This window comes from Promicromonospora vindobonensis, from assembly GCF_042685865.1.
GTDB lineage: Bacteria > Actinomycetota > Actinomycetes > Actinomycetales > Cellulomonadaceae > Promicromonospora > Promicromonospora vindobonensis.
The window spans coordinates 1,402,465-1,420,672 of the sequence record NZ_JBHUOG010000001.1; the positions used below are offsets into that span (position 1 = coordinate 1,402,465).

Consider the following 18,208-nt stretch of genomic DNA (forward strand, 5'->3'; position numbering starts at 1 on the left):
GATCGCGGCCGCCCACAGGTTCCTGTGCACGCCCACCGCAGGTCCCCGTGCACGCTCAGCGCACGCCTGCGGATAAAGTGGCAGTCATCGCCCACCCGCCCGCGCTCGCGCGGTAGCCGGCCCGTACTCGTACCGGGTTCCCACCCGGCACGCCAGGCACGACGTCGTCTGTCCACGAGCCCTGACAGGACGGCACGGACGTGCTCCCCGTACTACTTGCCCATGGGGTCCTGGCTCTGGCCGCCCCAGCTCTCGTGAACGCGATGGGCCGACGCGCCTTCTGGGTGCTCGCCCTCGGCCCCGCCGGGGCCGCGCTCTATGCCCTCTCCCAGACGGCGGCCGTCCTGGACGGCCGCCAGCCCGCAGAGCACCTGCCCTGGGTCCCCGCGCTGGGCTTCGCGATCGACCTACGGCTCGACTCCCTGTCCTGGGTCATGCTGCTCGTGGTCGGCGCCGTCGGCGCGCTGGTGCTGCTCTACTGCAGCGCGTACTTCGCCCATGACGCGCACGGACTCGGCCGCTTCGGCGGCTACCTCGTGGCGTTCGCCGGAGCCATGGCCGGCCTGGTCATCGCGGACGACCTGATCCTGCTGGTCGTCTTCTGGGAGCTCACCTCGGTGTTCTCCTACCTCCTGATCGGCCACTACTCCCACCGCACGTCGTCCCGCCGGGCCGCCATGCAGGCGCTCCTCGTCACCACGGCAGGCGGTCTGGCGATGCTGGTCGGCGTGGTCGTGCTCGGCGTGACCGCCGGGACCTGGAAGCTCTCGGAGGTGATCGCCGACCCGCCGTCGGGCACCGCGGTCACGGTGGCGGTGGTCTGCCTGCTGGCCGGCGCCGCCACCAAGTCCGCACTCGTGCCGACGCACTTCTGGCTGCCCGCTGCGATGGCGGCCCCCACGCCGGTCTCGGCCTACCTGCACGCCGCCGCCATGGTGAAGGCGGGCATCTACCTGATCGCGCGGTTCGCCCCGGCGTTCTCGGACCTCGCCGCCTGGCGCACGGTGGTGCTCGTGCTCGGCAGCGCCACGCTCCTGCTCGGGGGCTACCGCGCGTTGCGCCAGCACGACCTCAAGCTCGTCCTCGCCTTCGGCACCGTCTCCCAGCTCGGGCTCCTCACGCTGCTGCTCGGCTACGGGACCCGGGCCGCTGCCCTCGCCGGCCTGGCCCTGCTGGGCGCCCACGCCATGTTCAAGGCGTCGCTGTTCCTCGTGGTCGGCGTCATCGACGCAGCGACCGGTACCCGTGACCTGCGCAGGCTCGCGGGTGTCGGACGACGGCTGCCGGTCACGGCCCTTGCCGCCACCCTCGCGACGGCGTCGATGATCGGCCTGCCGCCGTTCGCCGGCTACGTCGCCAAAGAGGCAGCGCTCGCGGCCTGGTCGCACGACGGCGACCTGCTGGGCAAGATCATGATCGGCGTCGTCGCGGTCGGGTCCGCCCTCACCGTCGCGTACGGGCTGCGGTTCCTCTGGGGCGCCTTCAAACCCCGCCTGCGCTCCCTGCCGGACCCGGAAGGGCTCCCCAAAGGCGCTGACGACGCGCGGAAAGAGTCACCCGGCGAGCCGGCCGCCAGGCTCGACGCCGCCCCTGCGACGGTGCACCCACAGCCGTTCTGGATGGTCGCACCGCCGCTCGTCCTCGCCGTGCTCGGCCTGGCCGTCGCGCTCGTGCCCCAGGTCGGCGAGAGGCTCCTCGCCCCGTACGCGGACACCTACCCGCCCGGCGACCCGGGACACCTCACGCTCTGGGACGGATTCACCCCGGTCCTCGCGATCACCGCCGGCGTCATCCTGCTCGGCGTGCTGGCCTTTTGGCAGCGGGACCGCCTGGAGCGCGTACAGGCAGCGCTCTGGTTCCCCGACGGTGCCGACGTGGTCTACCGGCGGCTCATGCGCAAGCTGGACCGGCTGGCGGCCGACGTCACCGCGGGCACCCAGCGCGGCTCCCTGCCGTTCTACCTCGGCATGATCCTCGTCGTCCTCGCCGTCGGTCCGGGGTTCGCGCTGGCTGCCGGGCTGGTCGGCGAGCCGAACGGCGAAGGGCTCCCCGTCGCCGCCGCAGCCGTCGGACGCGACGGCGTGCTGCACCTCGGCCCGTTCGCCCTGGTGCCGTGGGACCGGCCGGCCCAGCTCGTCATCGTCCTGGTGGTCGTGGTGGCCGCCGTCCTGACGGCCCGCGCGCGCCGCCGGCTGAAGGCGGTGTTCCTCGCGGGCGTGGCCGGCTACGGCAACGCCGCCCTGTTCCTGCTGCACGGCGCCCCGGACCTCGCGCTGACCCAGGTGCTGTGCGAGACGCTGACCCTGGTCATCATGGTGCTGGTGCTCCGGCGCCTGCCGCCGTACTTCTCCGACCGGCCCCTGGCGGCGAGCCGCTGGGTGCGGCTCGCGATCGGTGTGCTCACGGGGCTGGTCGTCATGCTGTTCGTCGCCGCGGCACCGCTCGTCCGCGTGCACCTGCCGGTGTCCGTGGACTTCGCGGAGGAGGCGGAGGCCTTCGGTGGCGGGCACAACATCGTCAACGTCACGCTCGTCGACATCCGCGCCTGGGACACGGTCGGCGAGATCTCCGTGCTCCTGGTGGCCGCCACCGGCGTCGCGTCGCTCGTCTTCCTGCGCCAGCGCAGCGGCGACGTCCTCCGTCTCGACCCGGCAGAGCCGGACCGGCCCTCCGAGCAGGTCGCGACCGCCGGTTCCCGGCAGATCCGGCCGGGCACCTGGCTGGTCGCCGGGCCGACGCTCGACCCCGACCAGCGGTCGGTGCTGTTCGAGGTGCTCACGCGCGTGCTCTTCTACCCGATGATCCTGTTCGCCCTGTTCCTGCTGTTCAGCGGGCACAACACGCCGGGTGGGGGGTTCGCGGCAGGGCTCGTCGCCGGTCTGGCGCTCACCGTCCGCTATCTGGCCGGCGGCCGGTACGAGCTGGGTGAGGCGGCGCCGGTGCATCCGGGCCTCGTCCTCGGGACCGGGCTGTTCCTGTCGGCGGGGGTGGGGCTCGTCGCGCTGCTCGCCGGCCAGGCGGCACTCGAGAGCACGATCATCGACCTGTCCTTGCCGGTGCTGGGTGAGATCCACCTCGTCACCAGCCTCTTCTTCGACATCGGAGTGTTCCTCGTGGTCATCGGCCTGGTCATCGACATCCTGCGCACCTTCGGCGCGGAGCTGGACCGGCAGGCCGAACCGTTCGCCCAGGTCCTTGGGTCGCACGGGCGCGCGGGGAGCCACGCAGGGGGTGAGCGCGCATGATCGTGCTCGACACGGTGCCCTCCGGCTCCCTGCTCCTGGCGGTGGGCGTGCTGTTCGCCGCGGGCGTCTACCTGCTGCTGGAGCGGTCGCTCACCCGGGTGCTGCTCGGCTTCGTGCTGCTGGGCAACGGCGCCAACCTCGCGATCCTCGTGGCGGGCGGCCGGGCGGGGGCGCCGCCGATCACCCACGCCGGTCCGGCGGCGGAGCCGATGAGCGACCCCCTGGCGCAGGTCATGATCCTGACGTCCATCGTGATCACGCTCGCCCTGGTCGCGTTCGTGCTGGCCATGGCGTACCGCTCGTGGCAGCTGCACGGCCACGACGAGGTGCAGGACGACGTCGAGGACACCCGCATCGCGCGGCTCGCCGTCGAGGACGTGCCGTCGTACGCGGACAGCGACTCGCTGGAGTCGGGGTCCACCCTCGCCGAGGAAGCGGTGACGGCACGGGACGAGGTAGCTCTCCCTGACCCGGCCGTCGAAACGCAGGCCCGCGGGCGGGAGGGCTCATGAACCTGTGGACCATACAGACCCTCGTGCCGCTGCCGGTACTGGTGCCACTGTTCGCCGCCGGTCTCGCACTGGCGCTGCACCGGTACGAGCGGGTGCAGCGCATCATCTCGGTCGTCGCCCTGTCCGTGGTGGTCGCAGCCGCCGCCGGCCTCGTGGTCGCAGCGAACGACGGGCCCGTCGTGGTCGACGTCGGCGGCTGGGCGGCGCCGGTCGGCGTCAACCTGGTGGCCGATCCGCTCGCCGCGATCATGCTGCTCGTCAGCAGCATCATGCTGCTCTGCGTGCTGCTGTACTCGATGGCGCAGGGCATCGCCGACCGCAACGAGCGGACGGCACCGGCCTCCAAGAGCGCGAAGCTGCTGCAGGAGGCTCTCGAGGCGCAGGATCCGGACGCCGACGAGTCCGGCCGCCGCGACGTCCTGCCGGTCGCGATCTTCCACCCGACGTACCTGATCCTGGCCGCCGGCGTCGCGGACGCCTTCCTCGCCGGTGACCTCTTCAACCTCTTCGTCGGGTTCGAGATCCTGCTGGCCGCCTCGTACGTGCTGCTCACGCTCGGCGGTACCAGCGAACGTATCCGGGCCGGCAGCGTCTACGTGGTCGTCGCTCTGCTCAGCTCGATCGTGTTCCTGCTGGCCGTCGGCCTGGTCTACGCCGCGACGGGCACCGTGAACATGGCCCAGCTCGCCGAGCGCCTGCCCGACATCGACCCCGGCGTGCGGCTGGGGATCCAGGCCCTCCTGCTGCTCGCCTTCGGGATCAAGGCAGCCATCTTCCCGCTCTCCGCATGGCTCCCCGACTCGTACCCGACGGCGCCCGCGCCGGTCACCGCCGTGTTCGCGGGCCTGCTCACCAAGGTCGGCGTCTACGCGATCCTGCGCACCCAGACCCTCCTCTTCCCGTCCAACGAGAAGCTGGAGGCGGTCCTGCTCGTGCTTGCCCTCGCCACGATGCTCGTCGGGATCCTTGGCGCCGTCGCACAGGACGACGTGAAACGTCTGCTGTCGTTCACCCTGGTGAGCCATATCGGGTACATGATCTTCGGGGTGGCGCTCGCCACCCAGGCGAGCACAGCGGCCGCGATCTTCTACGTGGTGCACCACATCACGGTGCAGACCGCGTTGTTCCTGGTGGTCGGCTTGATCGAGCGCCGGAGCGGCACCACGTCGCTCGACCGGCTGGGCGGTCTGGCACGGTTGGCCCCCGGCCTGGCGATCCTGTTCTTCGTCCCCGCGATGAACCTCGCCGGTATCCCGCCGCTGTCCGGGTTCCTCGGCAAGGTGGGACTGCTGGAGGCCGGCGTGTTCGACGGCTCCGTGCTCGCCTGGGTGCTCGTGGCCGGTTCGGTGGTCACCTCGCTGCTGACCCTGTACGCGGTGATCCGGGCCTGGAACAAGGCGTTCTGGCAGGCCTCCACCGACGATGAGCCACTGCCCGAGCAGGCCCCGTTGCCCTGGGGCATGGTCGGCCCGACGGCGGCGCTGGTGGCCGTCGGCGTGAGCCTCACCCTGGCGGCCGGTCCGCTCTACGACTACGCCGAGCGGGCAGCCGCCACCGTCATGGACGGGCACACCTACATCGAGGCGGTGTTCCCCGACGGGGCACCTCGCGGCACGGGTGAGTCCAACGAGGTCACGAACGGCACCGAGGAGGACCGGCCATGACGGACACGGACGAGGCCGAACGGCCGTGGCGCCGTCGGGCCCGGCGCCTGACGACGCTGTGGCCGACGATGGCGGTGGGCGCCCTGCTCTGGGTGCTGCTGTGGGGCGACCTGTCCTGGGCGAACGTGCTGGCCGGCATGGCGCTCGGGGCGCTCGTCGCCCTGGCGTTCCCGTTGCCACCCTTCGGCGCCGCCGCGACGCTGCGCCCGGTCCCGCTGCTCCATCTGGCCGGCCGGTTCGTCTCGGACCTCGTGCTCGCGTCGTTCCAGGTGGCGTGGTCCGCGGTGACCCCTGGCCCCACGCCGGAGGGCGGGATGGTCTCCGTGCAGCTCCGGACGAGGTCCGAACTGTTCATCGCCACGACCGCGGGGCTGTCGTCGATGGTGCCTGGCACGCTCGTCGTCGACCACGACCAGCCCGGCGGAACCCTGCGGCTGCACGTCCTCGACCTCGAGAGGTCGGGCGGAGAGGAGGCCGTACGGGAGTCGACGCTGGCCCTGGAGGCGCGGGTGCTGCGCGCCTTCGCTTCCCACGACGAGCTGGTCCGGATCGGCCTGGTCGACCCGTTCGGCCGGCCGGCACCCACGCCAGGCAAGGAGGTACAGCAATGATGATCGCCGTCGGAGTGGTGGCGACCGCGCTCCTCGCCGTCGGCGCGCTGCTCGCGGTCGTCCGGATGGAGCGCGGGCCGTCGATGCTGGACCGCACGGTGGCCTTCGACGTGCTGACGACCGCGCTCGTCGGCGCCATCGCCGTCGAGGCGGCGCTGTCCCGCCGTACGGAGTCGGTGCCCATCCTCGTGGTGCTGTCGATGGTCGGGTTCGTCGGGTCGGTGACGATCGCCCGCTTCGCCGCCGTCGAACCGCCCAAGCGGGAGCGGCAGGACGAAGAGGGGCCCGCACAGACTGCCTCGACCGACGACGTCCGGAAGGACACGCCATGACCGTCGTGACCGACGTGGCAGCAGCCGTCTGCCTGCTCCTCGGGGCCTTCTTCTCGTTCTCCGCCGGCGTCGGCGTGGTGCGCTTCGACAACCTTCTCTCGCGGATGCACGTCGTCGCCAAGCCACAGGTGCTCGGGATGCTGCTGCTCCTCGCCGGCGTGGCCCTGCGCCTGCTGGACTGGACGTCGGCGACCATGCTGCTGCTCGTCGCGGTCTTCCAGCTCCTGACGACACCCGTCGGGACACACATGGTGGGTCGCGCCGGGCTGCGCACCGGGAACGTCGCCCCCGTGCTGCTCCAGGCCAAGGGCGACCAGCCCGTCGACCCCCTGAAGCCGAAGCCGGAGCCGAACGCGGACCGCTGAGGTCCGGACGGCCCGGGCTGTCAGCGAGCCGGGTTCAGCGAGCCGGGGTTCACAGCTGGCCGCCGCCGACGACCGGCTCGACCGCTGGCTCCGCCGGCTCCGGCGACAGGCCGGGCGGCTGGCCCGCGCTGTCCGGGGCCTGGTCGGGCGGCATGCTCCGGCGCGCATGCTCGTCGCGCATCCGCTCGGCGACGGTGTAGCCGAGCGCCGCCTCGGCCGCCTCGTCGGCCAGCGCCATGCCCGCAGTGCCGTACAGGTGGAACACGGCGTCGGCACCGTGCCGTTCGAGCTCGGCCACGTCGTCGTCGTACCGCGCCACGGCGGTGACCGTGCCCTCGAACCCGCTGGCCCGCAGCTGGGACAGGGCAATGAGGTTCGCGGCGTGGAAGGGCATGGCGAGGATGGCCAGCCGGACCGCCCCTGCGCTGCGCACCCGGCCCCAGAACTCGATGTCCGTCGCATCGGCCTGCACCACGGTGAAGCCCTCGTGACGCAGGGTGGCGACCCGGGCCGGATCGTGCTCGACGCCCATCACGGCCATCCCGTAGTCGTCGCACAGCTGGCGGACGGCGCCCCTGCCCACCCGGCCCATGCCGAGGACGAGCACCTCGGCGCCGGACACGTCGATGAGCTGCTCTTCCGGGTGCAGCCACTCGTTGGGCTTGGACGGGAAGCGCTTGGCGAGGCGCATCGCGTACTCGTTGCCGCGGGTGTTCACGGCCGAGGCCAGCACGAAGCTCGCGGCCACCGCGACGGCGAGCACCACGAGCCATTCGTCGTCCAACATCCCGGCCTGGGAGCCGACGGCAACCACGATCAGGCCGAACTCCGAGTAGTTCGTCAGGACGAGGCCGGTGAGGATCGCCGTGCGCTTGCGCAGCCGCATCAGGCGCAGCAGCACCGCCGTCGCTATCCCCTGCAGCGGCAGCATGAGCAGCATCAGCAGCCCGACCCCCGCGGCCTGCCAGGTCAGCTGGCCGGAGAAGCCGATGGACACGAAGAAGCCGACGAGCAGCAGCTCCTTGAGCGTGAACAGGTTGCGCGACAGCTCTGTGGCAGCCGGGTGGCCGGCCAGGAGCATGCCGAGGACGAGTGCCCCGAGGTCTCCCTTGAGCCCGACGGCGTCGAACAGCGCGTAGCCGGGGCCGAGCGCCACCGCCACGCCGAACAGCGCCTGCAGCTCACCGTGCCCGACCTTCGACCACACCCTGCGCAGCACCCAGGCCCCCGGGATCAGCAGCACGAGGCCGAAGGCCCACGGGCTCGGCGGATGGTCGGAGGCTACGGACAGGAAGACGACAGCGATCAGGTCCTGCATGACCAGCACGCCGATCGCGATCCGGCCGTAGAGGGCGGACTGGTCGGAGCGTCCGTCGAGCACCTTGACCACGAACACCGTCGAGGAGAACGAGAGCGCGAGCCCGAGGAGCGCAAGGACGCCCAGGTCCTCGCCCGCGAGCATCGAGAACCCGATCACGCCGAGCAGGCCGAGGAACCCGATGGCGATCGCGACGCTGACCAGGAGATGGGCCACGGTGGTGAGCCACACGTCCCTGCGGAGCAGCGTCTTGACGTCGAGCTTGAGGCCGATGCCGAACAGCAGCAGCGTCACGCCCAGCTCGGCGACCGTCTCCAGGTAGTTCGGCTCGGCGATACCGGCCCCGTGCAGGGCGAACCCGGCCACCAGAAATCCCACCAGGGGCGGCAGCCGGAGCAGCACCGCCCCTAGTCCGGCCGCGACCGTGACGGCCAGGAAGATCGCAGCGGTGACCATGCACCGAGTTTAATCGGCGCGTGTTTCAGCGACTGCCCGTCGCTGCCTGCAGCGCGGGTGAAAGCGTCCCTCTGGCCTCGACCGCCACCCGCTCGAGTCCCAGCCACCGCGCCATCGCGGCGAGCTCGGCCGCCAGGCGTACCGGTGTGTCGTCGGTCAGCGACGGCTCGGCGTGCGCGGACTGCACGCGCAGGATCCCAGCCGCACGGTCCGCCTTGAGGTCCACCCGGGCCGTGAGCTGTGCGTCCTCGAGGAACGGCAGCACGTAGTACCCGTCGACCCGCTGGGCGGCTGGTGTGTAGATGCCGATCCGGTACCGCATCCCGAAAAGTCGTTCGAGTCGCTTGCGCTCCCACACCAGCGGGTCGAACGGCGCGAGCAGCGCCTGCCCGGTGGCCCTTCGCGGGCGGACGGCGTCGCGGTGCAGGAGCCACTGCTCGGACCCGCCTGCCACGCGGACGGGCAGCAGCACCCCGTCCTCCACGAGGCCGGCCAGAGCCTGGTCCGCCACCGGTCCCCTGAGCCGGTAGTAGTCCTTGATGCAGCGCGCCACCCCGATGCCGTGCGCCCGTGCGCCCAGCTCCAGCAGGGCGCGCTTTGCCTCGGCCTCTGGCACCTCCCCGAGGGCCGACGGCGGCAGCACGCGCTCCGGCAGGTCGTACAACCGCTCGAACTGCGCGTTCCGCCCTGCCGAGACCACCTCACCCGTGAAGAACAGGTGCTCGACCACGCGCTTCTCCGTGCTCCAGTCCCACCACGTGCCCCGCTTGCGGCGCACCGAGCGCCCCTCGGAGACGAACCGGTCGTGGATCTGCGAGGCCGACAGCGGCCCCTCCGCCGCGATCAGGTTGCGCACCTCCGCGACCTGCGGGGCATCGGGCAGCCGGACGCCGTCCAGCTCGCGCCAGTCGTACTCCTGCGCGAACCAGCGCCGCCGGAAGGCCAGCAGCGGCCACACGTGCGGCGGCACGTAGGCGGCCACGTGCGCCCAGCTCTCCACGAGCCGGCGGTCGGCGGCGGCCGCCTTGCCGGCTCGCCGGGCGTACCTGCCCGACGCCGTCGCGCGGTCCAGCAGGTCGGTGTCGTACGGGCCCAGGCGCGAGAACAGGGGCAGCAGGTGAGCCCGGGCGAGGACGTTGACCGAGTCGATCTGGAGCAGGCCCAGCCGGTCGATCACGCCCTGCACGTGCCGCATGGTGCGCGGCCCGTCGGTGCGCGCGCGGTTCAGGCCCTGCGCCGCGATCGCGATCCGGCGTGCCTGGCCAAGAGAGATCGATTCCACGCCCCTATGGTGCCGCGCCCCACTGACACTCCCGCCCGCCGCCCCGTTGAGTGCTGGATATGTGCCGTTCTGGGGCCGCCTGAGGCGCGAACACCCAACGCTCAACAGGGCGAGGGCTGGGTTGTGGATGAGTGGCCGGCGGATCGGGCTTCGGCGAGGGTGGTCGGGTGCACCCCGTTCGCGAGCTCGCCCGCCTGCTGCTGCCCGTCGCCTGCCCGTGCGGCGAGCTCGACGTGCGGTGGTGCGCGCGGTGCGCGGCTCTCCTGGCCGGGCCACCCGTCCGGGTCGAGCACGGTGCGCCCCGGCTGGACCGGCTCGACGGGGTCCGGCCCGTGCCGGTCTGGGCGCTGACGCCGTACACCGGGCCGGTGCGGGACGTCGTCGTGCACTGGAAGGACCGCGGGCGGGCCGACCTGGACCGGCTCGTCGCGCCGTCGCTGCGCCGCGCAGCGGCCCAGCTCGGTCCCGTGCTCTCCGCCGCGCTCCGGGGTGCGGCGGTCGCGGTCGTGCCCGTGCCGTCCACCAGTGCGGCCCGACGGGCCCGGAGCCGCGATCCCGTGTCCGTCCTTGCCCGTGCCGTGGCCGACGGCCTGCACGACGCCGGGGTCCAGGCCCGCGTCGTGCCCGCACTCGCCCGGCGCAGCTCCGGGCGGGACCAGGTGGGCCTCGGCGCGCGTGCCCGCGGACGCAATCTCGCGGGTGCCGTCCGCATGACGAGACATGGAACCCGGACGCTCGGACAAAGATCCGCATGCATTCTTGTGGACGATGTCCTGACCACCGGTGCCACCCTGGCCGCCGTCGAGCGCGCCCTCGAACAGGACGGCCACGATGTGCTGGGCGCAACGGTGCTGGCAGCGACGCCGTCCCCGGCGGCGGCCCCCGATCCGGTCGCGCGCCCGCCGTCCGCCCTCGGCGAAATCCTGGTCAGAACCTGAAAGTCCGACAGATCTCTGTCACCTTGTTCACTATCCGTTGGGACTGTCGTTACCCAGGCGACGGAGTTAGCCTGAACGTTCCACGCAGGATCCGAGCCCCGACGATGCAGTCGAGGCGTACGCGACGGGAGGTGGTTCGTGCCCGGCACCGGTAGCAGGGGGTGCCATAACGAGTAAGACGGGCGCACACCGCCGGCAAGGGACGGTGTGGCCCAGAGTTCCCGGAGCGGAGATACGCACATGGAAATTGTCGTTGTCGGCAGGCACACGGACGTGGCGGACCGGTTCCGCCAGCACGTCGAGGAGAAGCTCGCCAAGGTCGAGCTGCTGTCTCCCTACGTACGTCGGGTGGATGTGGAAGTCACGCACGAGAACAACCCGCGACTCTCCGAGAATCGTGAACGAGTAGAGCTCACGCTGCGCGCGAAGGGCCCGGTGATCCGCGCGGAGGCCGCAGCGGACGACCGTTTCGGCGCCCTGGACCTCGCCATCGACAAGCTGAACGAGCGCCTGCGCCGCGCCCGGGACCGGCGCAAGGACCACCGGAACAACAAGGTTCTCCCGCCCGTGGACGTCCGTCCCCTGGACGAGATCCTGAACGACGAGGCCGACGCAGCCGGCAACGCACCCGAGCCGCAGATCTCGACCCCGGCGGCGCTGTCCGCACCGGGCGATTCCGTGGAGACCACCATCGGTGACTCTCCCGTGGTGATCCGGCAGAAGCTGCACCACGCGGACCCGATGACCCTCGATGACGCCGTCTACGAGATGGAGATGGTGGGCCACGACTTCTACCTGTTCATCGACAAGGAGACGTCGCGTCCGTCGGTGCTCTACAAGCGCAAGGGCTGGTCGTTCGGAGTGATCCAGCTCGACAACCCCTGCGGCGCCGCGCCGGTCACCGACCTGACCTGATCCGACCCGGGACGAGCCCTGCCGGGGTTCGAGCCCGTCGGTCGAGCTTGTCGGGACGTGATCTCGACAAGCTCGACCACCGAGGCACTAGGTCGATCGCCGAGGCACGAGCTCGACCGCCGAAGGCCGGTCAGCCGGGGTAGGCCACGAGGTCGACGTCCTCGGTGACCGGCTGCCAGACGCCGGTCTCCTCGTGCTCGAGGTCGCCGTCCTTGGTGACCACCAGGATCCCCTCGTCGGTCACTCCTGCCGCGATCTGCTCCACGTCCGTGAGCCCCGGTAGCTGCCGCGACTGCCCGCCGGCCCCCGTGGACCCACCCACGCCGGCGGTCCAGACGCCGGAGGTCCCCTCGTCGTCCCGCGTCAGGAGCGCGAGCGTGGTGAGCCCGGACCAACGGGCCTCGACGACGTCACCGACCGGCGCGCCGACGGCCAGCGGCGTCTTCGCCAGGTCGACCGGCGTCCCCTGGTTGTCCCGCACGATGCCCGCCACCTGCACCTGCGTGCCCGTCGGTGTCTTGCTGACGATCGCTATCCGCGAGCCCTCGGGCGCCACGGACACGCTGACCACCTTGCGCCCCTTCAGCCAGTCGGGTTCCACGGTGAACTCCTCGAGCGCGGTGGTGTAGACCTTCAGCTCGCCGACGCCGCCGCTCGTCCAGGTGGTCCCGAGGTTGTCGATCGACGGCGCCGCCAGGTCAGGGCCCTGGAGGATCGGCACCGGCTCGCTCTGGCCGTCGGACGAGATGCTCACGATCTGGTCGGTGCCGTCTCGCACCACGATCGGAGTGGTCACCGGACTGACCGCGAGCGCTGTCGGGTCGATCCCCGAGAGGTCCACCGGCAGCTCGTGCTCGACGGCCCTGCCGTCTTCGATGAGGTAGAGGCGGCCGTCCTTCAGTGCCATCGCCGGGGCGGTGGTGGCCGGCAGGTCGACGTCGGTCTCCTCGACCCCGAGGCGGTTGGTCTCGCTGAACAGGTCCACGGACACGGGGCGTCCGGCGCCCTCGGAGAGGGTCGCGGAGATCTGCTCGGTGATCACCGCGCGATGGTCGGCGGAAACCGCGCTGATCTGCTCGCTGAGGCGGACGGCGACGGGTTCGCCGTCGTCCGTGTCGCTGATCGACGGCGAGGCGAGCTGGGTGCCCTCCGGCACGAGGGACTGCGTGGCCCCCTGCAGCCACTCGGGCGGGCCGGCGAGCAGCTCCTCGACCGCCATCCGCCGCCATTCCTGCCGCGGGAACCAGCGCAGGTCGGGCACGAGGCTCTCGATGTCGCCCTCTGCCGGGAAGAACAGGCGGGTCGCGCGGTACTGGTTGGCGAACAGGTTGGCGGGTACCAGCACGCCGTTGTCGAGTGCGGAGATACGCCACTCTCCGCCCGCCCTGGTGAGGGTGAACCGGTAGTCCAGCTTCCGCGGGTCCCCCACCTCCGTGTACGCGCCGGCGCTGTCGAGCGTGGCGATGGCGGTCGCCTGTACGGCGATCTCGACCGTGTCGGCGTCCCCGAGCTCGGCGGTGGTCTCCGTCGGTTCGGGCACCGGTGGCTCGCGGACGACGCGCACCGATGCCTCGGGGTCCCACGTGTCCACGGCCTCGTCGGTCAGGAACTCCCGTGCGGTCTGGAACTCCTTGGGTGACGTCGTGGCGGCGACGGCCGCCCCCAGGAATCCCAGCACGATCGCGTTCGGGTCGGCACCCAGCGAGGGTCCCTGCGGAAGCATCGCGATGTCGACCTGCGTCTCCACGTCCTCGGTACCCACCCGGACCGGGCCGGACGTCGGGATCTGGGCGCAGGCCCCTAGCGAGACGACACAGGCAAGGGTGACGGCGGCGGCCACAAGGTTCGTTCCCCTGCGCATCAGTGCACCTCCACGTCGTCGGCGGTGTCCAGTCCCATGGCGTCGGAGCCGCCGGGATCGGACAGGTCGGGGATCGCCGTCGGCGTCGGCCCGGTGGACGGGTTGACCACGGGGATCTGGCCGGTGCGGAGCCCTGGCTCGTGCGAGGCGGGCGCCATGGTCACCGGCGGCTCAACCACCTGTACGCCGGCGCTCCGCGGCAGCGTGAGCCGGAAGCTCGCGCCCTGCCCGGGTCGGCCCCACGCGTCGAGGCGCCCCGCGTGCAGGCGGGCGTCCTCCAGCGCGATGGCCAGGCCAAGGCCGGAGCCGCCGGTGGTGCGGGCGCGCGCCGGGTCGGCCCGCCAGAAGCGGTCGAAGACGTGCTCGACCTCCTGCTTGGTCATGCCGACGCCGTAGTCGCGCACCACGACCGCGACGGCGCGGTCGTCCTCGGCGACGGTCACCTCGACCGGCCGCTCCTCTGCGTGCTCGATCGCGTTGACCACGAGGTTGCGCAGGATGCGTTCGATCCGGCGGGGGTCGAAGTCTGCTGCCGCGTCGGAGTCGGGCAGGCGCACCGAGACCCGGACGTCCTTGCTGTTCGCGAGCGGTGCGGCCTGCTCGACCACCGACATGACGAGGTCGCGCAGGTCGCGGCGCTCAGCGTCGAGAACGGCGGCGCCGGCGTCGAACCGGCTGATCTCCAGCAGGTCGGACAGGAGCGACTCGAACCGGTCGATCTGGCCGAGGAGCAGCTCGGCCGAACGTGCCGTGTCCTCGTCCATCTGGTGGCGCGACTCGTGGATGATCTCGCTCGCCATGCGGATGGTGGTGAGCGGCGTGCGCAGCTCGTGCGACACGTCGGACACGAACCGGCGCTGCATCGCGGAGAGCTCCTCCATGCGCCGGATCTGGTCCTGCAGGCTCTCGGCCATCTCGTTGAACGAGCGCGCGAGGCTGGCCATCTCGTCGGTCCCGCGGGCGCCCGGCATCCGCTCGGACAGGTGCCCCTCGGCGAGCCGCTCAGCGACGGTCGCCGCCCGGGTCACGGGGGTGACCGTCTGCCTGGCCATGGTCCAGGTGACAACGCCGAGCAGGGCCAGCATGCCGAACCCGCCGGCGAGCAGCACGCGGTGCACGAACGACAGCGTCTCCTGCTCCGGCTCCAGCGAGTAGAGGTAGTAGATCTCGTACCTGGCGTCGGGAGACGCCTGGACCGTCGAGCCGACGATGACGCCAGGGCCGACCATGCCGAAGTCGTCGCGCGACGGGATGCCCACCGCCTGCAGCACCTGGTCGTCGTCGGAGGCAAGGTTCGCCTCGCGCAGCTCGCCGGTGATGACGACGTCGGTCAGGTCCGCCCGGGAGGCGAAGTCGGGCACCTGCGCGGTGGTACCCAGCTCGTGCATCAGGAAGTACTCGTCCGCGGTGGAGCCGCTGGTGGCGCCGAGGGTCGCCATCGTGTCGAGCAGCAGCGTCTGCAGCTCGCCGTCCGACGTCGTCGGTGTGTCCGAGAAGTTCTGCGACACCTGCGCGGTCAGCGCGGCGGCCTCCCGGTCGATGGCGGCGAGCCGCTGCTCGTAGATGCCGTCGCGGACCGACGTCGACAGGTACAGCCCCAGCACGGCGATCGCCGCGAACCCGATGGCGAGCGCGGTGGTGACGACCCGCAGCTGCAGTGAGGCGCGCCATTGCGCGACCGCGCGGCGGGTGGACCGGACCGCGACCACCCGGGCCCGGGATATCACCCGGCGCAGCCGCGTGACCAGGCCGTGCGGCATCAGCGTGTCGCGCCCGCCTTGTAACCGACGCCGCGCACCGTGAGGACGATCTCCGGGTTCTCCGGGTCTCGTTCGATCTTGGAGCGCAGGCGCTGGACGTGGACGTTGACCAGGCGCGTGTCCGCGCTGTGCCGGTAGCCCCAGACCCGCTCCAGCAGCACCTCCCGCGTGAACACCTGCCACGGCTTGCGGGCCAGCGCCACGAGCAGGTCGAACTCCAGCGGGGTGAGCGCGATGCGCTCGCCGTCCCGCATGACGGTGTGACCGGTGACGTCGATCTCGACGTCCCCCACGACGAGGCGTTCCGGGCCCGGGTCCTCGCTACGGCGCATCCGGGCCTTGATCCGGGCGACGAGCTCCTTGGGCTTGAACGGCTTGGAGACGTAGTCGTCGGCGCCGGACTCGAGGCCCACCACGACGTCGAGCGTGTCCGACTTGGCCGTCAGCATGATGATCGGCACGCCCGACTCGGCGCGGATCTCGCGGCAGACCTGCACGCCGTCCTTGCCGGGGAGCATGAGATCGAGCAGCACAAGGTCCGGCTGGTGGGTTCGGAACATCCCCAGCGCGGAGTCGCCGTCGGCACAGAACACGGCGTCGATCCCCTCGCCCTTGAGGACGATGCCGATCATTTCCGCCAGTGCTGTGTCGTCGTCGACGACGAGAACTCGTACCTTCATGTCCTCCAGTGTGCCAGGCTGGTCCAGCAAACTCGGCCTCGCCTGCCGTGCCTTGCCCGTTTGCTGCGAGTTCACCCGCCCGCAGCATCCATGCCGCTCGCTCGGACGGGGCCCGTCGAGGGGGAAAACCCCCGTCGAAACCCGGCGGTCGACACCCTGTCGCGGAGCCATGGCAAGGGACGAGCCTTGGACCATGACCTCCCTGACCGCCGACCGGCTCGTGGCCGGCCCCGCCGCCCCGAGCGGGACCGCCCGTCCGGGGCCACGCTTCCTCACCGCCCCGTTCGCGCACCGCACCTGGCGGGAGCAGGGCTACCTCGCACTGGTCCTCCTGCTCGCGCCGTTCGCCTTCGCCTACGCCGTCTTCGCCGTGAGCTTCACCGCCGGCGTCGCCGTCACGGTGGTCGGGCTGGTCGTGGCCGGAGCCGCCGTGCTCGGGGGGCGCGGCTGGGGTGCCGCCTACCGCAGCCTGGCCAGGGACCTGCTCGACGTCGACGTCGCGGCCCCCGCGCCGTACGTCCGGCCGCGTGGCTTCTGGCGGACCGTCGGTTCGATGCTCTCCGACGCCGCCGGCTGGCGTGCGCTGCTCTTCCTGTTCATCGCGCTGCCGCTCTCCATCGTGTCCTTCGTCACGAGCATCACGTTCCTCGGCGCCGGTCTGGGCGGCCTCACCTACTGGTACTGGTACCAGTTCCTGCCGCAGCAGCTCGGGGCCGACGGCGAGCTGCACCGTGGCGCCGCGTTCGGCGACGCCTACTTCCTCGACACGCCCCCGCGCCTCGCGCTGGCCGCGGTGGCCGGCCTGGTCCTGCTCCTGTGCTGGCCGTGGATCACGCGGATGTTCGCGATGATCTTCCGTGCACTCTCCCGCGGCCTGCTGAGCCCCACCCGAGCGAGCCTGCGCGTCGCCGAGCTCGAGCTGTCCCGCACCGGCACGGTGGACCACGCCGACGCCCGGCTGCGCAGCATCGAGCGCGATCTGCACGACGGCACGCAGGCCCGCCTCGTCTCCGTCGCGATGCAGCTCGGTGAGGCTCGCGAGCAGCTGGCCGAGGGCGGTGACCTGCACCAGGCAGCCGACCTCCTCGACACCGCCCACTCGTCCACCAAGGAAGCCCTCGCGGAGCTGCGCGAGCTGGCACGGGACATCCACCCACCGGCTCTCGACAGCGGTCTCACCGTGGCCCTCGGAACGCTCGCCGCACGCTCGGTCCTGCCGGTCAGCGTCTACGTGGACCCCGGCCTGGAAGCTCACGGCCGCCTGGCCCCCGCCATCGAGTCGATCGCCTACTTCACCGTTGCCGAGCTGGTCGGCAACGCGGCCACGCACGCCCGCGCCGGCGAGGTGTCCGTCCTGGTCGAGCCCATCACCGACGCGGTCCGCATCCGGGTCCGCGACGACGGGCGCGGCGGCGCCGGGACGGTGCGGCCCGGCGGCCAGGACCCGCGAACCGGCCTCGCCGGCCTGGCCGGGCGGGTCTACTCCGTCGACGGCACGTTCGACCTGTCCAGCCCGGTCGGTGGGCCTACGGTAGTGACCGTGATCCTGCCAACCACCAGCCCGTCGAGCCGTGCATGACCGGGCCGAACGACCCGCCGTCGAGCCTGCGGGTGCTCCTCGCCGAGGACTCGGCCATCCTCAGGGACGGGCTCGCCGCTCTCCTGACGCGGCGTGGCCACACCGTCACCACCGTCGGAGACGGTGAGGCGCTGGAACGGGAGGTCGCGCGCCTCGCCCGCGAGGAGACGCTGCCCGACGTGGTCGTCGCGGACATCCGGATGCCGCCCAGCTTCACCGACGAGGGACTGCGGGCGGTGCTGGGCCTGCGGACCCGGCACCCGCGCCTGCCCGTGCTGCTGTTCTCGCAGTACGTGGAGACCCGGTACGCGAGCCGGCTGCTGTCCGGCGACGCGCGCGGCGTCGGCTACCTCCTCAAGGACCGGGTGGCCGACGTGGGCGACTTCGTCGACGCACTCGGCCGGGTGGCCGGTGGCGCGACGGTGCTGGACCCGGAGGTCGTCTCGCAGCTCATGGGCTCCGCCCGGCAGGACGACGCCCTGGAGCGCCTGTCGGCGCGGGAGCGCGAGGTGCTCGGCCTCATGGCGCAGGGCCGGTCCAACGGGGCGATCGCCGAGCTGCTGCACCTGTCGTACGGAGCCGTCGAGAAGAACGTGGCGGCGATCTTCACCAAGCTGGACCTGCCGCAGGACGCCGCCGACCACCGCCGCGTCCTGGCGGTGCTGCGCCACCTGGGTGCGTGAGGTCCCG

At 71.8% G+C, this 18,208-nt stretch carries 15 protein-coding genes; 10 read left to right on the forward strand and 5 right to left on the reverse strand.

Going from position 1 to position 18,208, the window contains the following annotated elements; genetic code table 11:
* Window positions 1-200 precede the first annotated feature (200 nt).
* From ACFS27_RS06430 to mnhG, 6 genes are read left to right on the forward strand one after another with little or no spacing between them, the layout of a single operon-like run.
* On the forward strand, window positions 201-3,245 hold the full coding sequence (locus ACFS27_RS06430) for a Na+/H+ antiporter subunit A (RefSeq protein WP_377181118.1): 3,045 nt from the start codon (window positions 201-203) through the stop codon (window positions 3,243-3,245).
* Window positions 3,242-3,757, forward strand: coding sequence for a Na(+)/H(+) antiporter subunit C (locus ACFS27_RS06435; RefSeq protein WP_377181120.1), 516 nt, complete (start codon window positions 3,242-3,244; stop codon window positions 3,755-3,757). The genes ACFS27_RS06430 and ACFS27_RS06435 overlap by 4 nt, the downstream gene beginning before the upstream one ends.
* Complete coding sequence (locus ACFS27_RS06440; protein WP_377181122.1) at window positions 3,754-5,421, forward strand: Na+/H+ antiporter subunit D; 1,668 nt, start codon at window positions 3,754-3,756, stop codon at window positions 5,419-5,421. The genes ACFS27_RS06435 and ACFS27_RS06440 overlap by 4 nt, the downstream gene beginning before the upstream one ends.
* Entirely contained in the window at window positions 5,418-6,032 is a 615-nt protein-coding gene (locus tag ACFS27_RS06445; RefSeq protein WP_377181124.1) for a Na+/H+ antiporter subunit E, read from the forward strand. Before ACFS27_RS06440 ends, ACFS27_RS06445 begins: the two co-directional genes overlap by 4 nt.
* Window positions 6,029-6,364: a monovalent cation/H+ antiporter complex subunit F gene (locus tag ACFS27_RS06450; protein ID WP_377181126.1), complete on the forward strand. Its 336-nt coding sequence runs from the start codon at window positions 6,029-6,031 to the stop codon at window positions 6,362-6,364. Before ACFS27_RS06445 ends, ACFS27_RS06450 begins: the two co-directional genes overlap by 4 nt.
* Window positions 6,361-6,729 carry a monovalent cation/H(+) antiporter subunit G gene (gene mnhG / locus ACFS27_RS06455; RefSeq protein ID WP_377181128.1) on the forward strand — a complete coding sequence of 123 codons (369 nt, stop codon included), beginning with the start codon at window positions 6,361-6,363 and terminating at the stop codon, window positions 6,727-6,729. Before ACFS27_RS06450 ends, mnhG begins: the two co-directional genes overlap by 4 nt.
* A 49-nt stretch (window positions 6,730-6,778) precedes the next feature.
* Here mnhG and ACFS27_RS06460 read toward each other — a convergent pair whose 3' ends face one another.
* Window positions 6,779-8,503 carry a cation:proton antiporter domain-containing protein gene (locus ACFS27_RS06460; protein WP_377181130.1) on the reverse strand — a complete coding sequence of 575 codons (1,725 nt, stop codon included), beginning with the start codon at window positions 8,501-8,503 and terminating at the stop codon, window positions 6,779-6,781.
* A gap of 25 nt (window positions 8,504-8,528) precedes the next feature.
* On the reverse strand, window positions 8,529-9,785 hold the full coding sequence (locus tag ACFS27_RS06465; RefSeq protein WP_377181132.1) for a winged helix-turn-helix domain-containing protein: 1,257 nt from the start codon (window positions 9,783-9,785) through the stop codon (window positions 8,529-8,531).
* Window positions 9,786-9,952: 167 nt separating this feature from the next.
* On the opposite strand from ACFS27_RS06465, the gene ACFS27_RS06470 reads away from it, so the two are divergent.
* A complete protein-coding gene (locus ACFS27_RS06470; RefSeq protein WP_377181134.1) occupies window positions 9,953-10,723 on the forward strand; it encodes a ComF family protein in 771 nt (256 codons plus the stop codon).
* 240 nt (window positions 10,724-10,963) lie between these two features.
* Window positions 10,964-11,638 (forward strand): ribosome hibernation-promoting factor, HPF/YfiA family, encoded by a 675-nt coding sequence (gene hpf, locus ACFS27_RS06475; protein WP_377181136.1) that lies wholly within the window; start codon window positions 10,964-10,966, stop codon window positions 11,636-11,638.
* Between the two features lie 130 nt (window positions 11,639-11,768).
* Here the strand turns inward: hpf and ACFS27_RS06480 are convergent, their stop codons facing one another.
* From ACFS27_RS06480 to mtrA, 3 genes are read right to left on the reverse strand one after another with little or no spacing between them, the layout of a single operon-like run.
* Window positions 11,769-13,499 carry a GerMN domain-containing protein gene (locus ACFS27_RS06480; protein WP_377181138.1) on the reverse strand — a complete coding sequence of 577 codons (1,731 nt, stop codon included), beginning with the start codon at window positions 13,497-13,499 and terminating at the stop codon, window positions 11,769-11,771.
* The gene (gene mtrB / locus ACFS27_RS06485) at window positions 13,499-15,259 is read right to left on the reverse strand and encodes an MtrAB system histidine kinase MtrB (protein WP_377181140.1); all 1,761 of its coding nucleotides are present in this window, start codon (window positions 15,257-15,259) and stop codon (window positions 13,499-13,501) included. Before mtrB ends, ACFS27_RS06480 begins: the two co-directional genes overlap by 1 nt.
* Window positions 15,259-15,939 (reverse strand): MtrAB system response regulator MtrA, encoded by a 681-nt coding sequence (gene mtrA, locus ACFS27_RS06490; protein ID WP_274996175.1) that lies wholly within the window; start codon window positions 15,937-15,939, stop codon window positions 15,259-15,261. The genes mtrB and mtrA overlap by 1 nt, the downstream gene beginning before the upstream one ends.
* A gap of 193 nt (window positions 15,940-16,132) precedes the next feature.
* On the opposite strand from mtrA, the gene ACFS27_RS06495 reads away from it, so the two are divergent.
* Together ACFS27_RS06495 and ACFS27_RS06500 are read left to right on the forward strand one after the other, a co-directional pair.
* Entirely contained in the window at window positions 16,133-17,518 is a 1,386-nt protein-coding gene (locus ACFS27_RS06495; protein ID WP_377181143.1) for a sensor histidine kinase, read from the forward strand.
* The gene (locus ACFS27_RS06500; RefSeq protein ID WP_377181145.1) at window positions 17,515-18,201 is read left to right on the forward strand and encodes a response regulator; all 687 of its coding nucleotides are present in this window, start codon (window positions 17,515-17,517) and stop codon (window positions 18,199-18,201) included. Before ACFS27_RS06495 ends, ACFS27_RS06500 begins: the two co-directional genes overlap by 4 nt.
* Window positions 18,202-18,208: the final 7 nt, after the last annotated feature.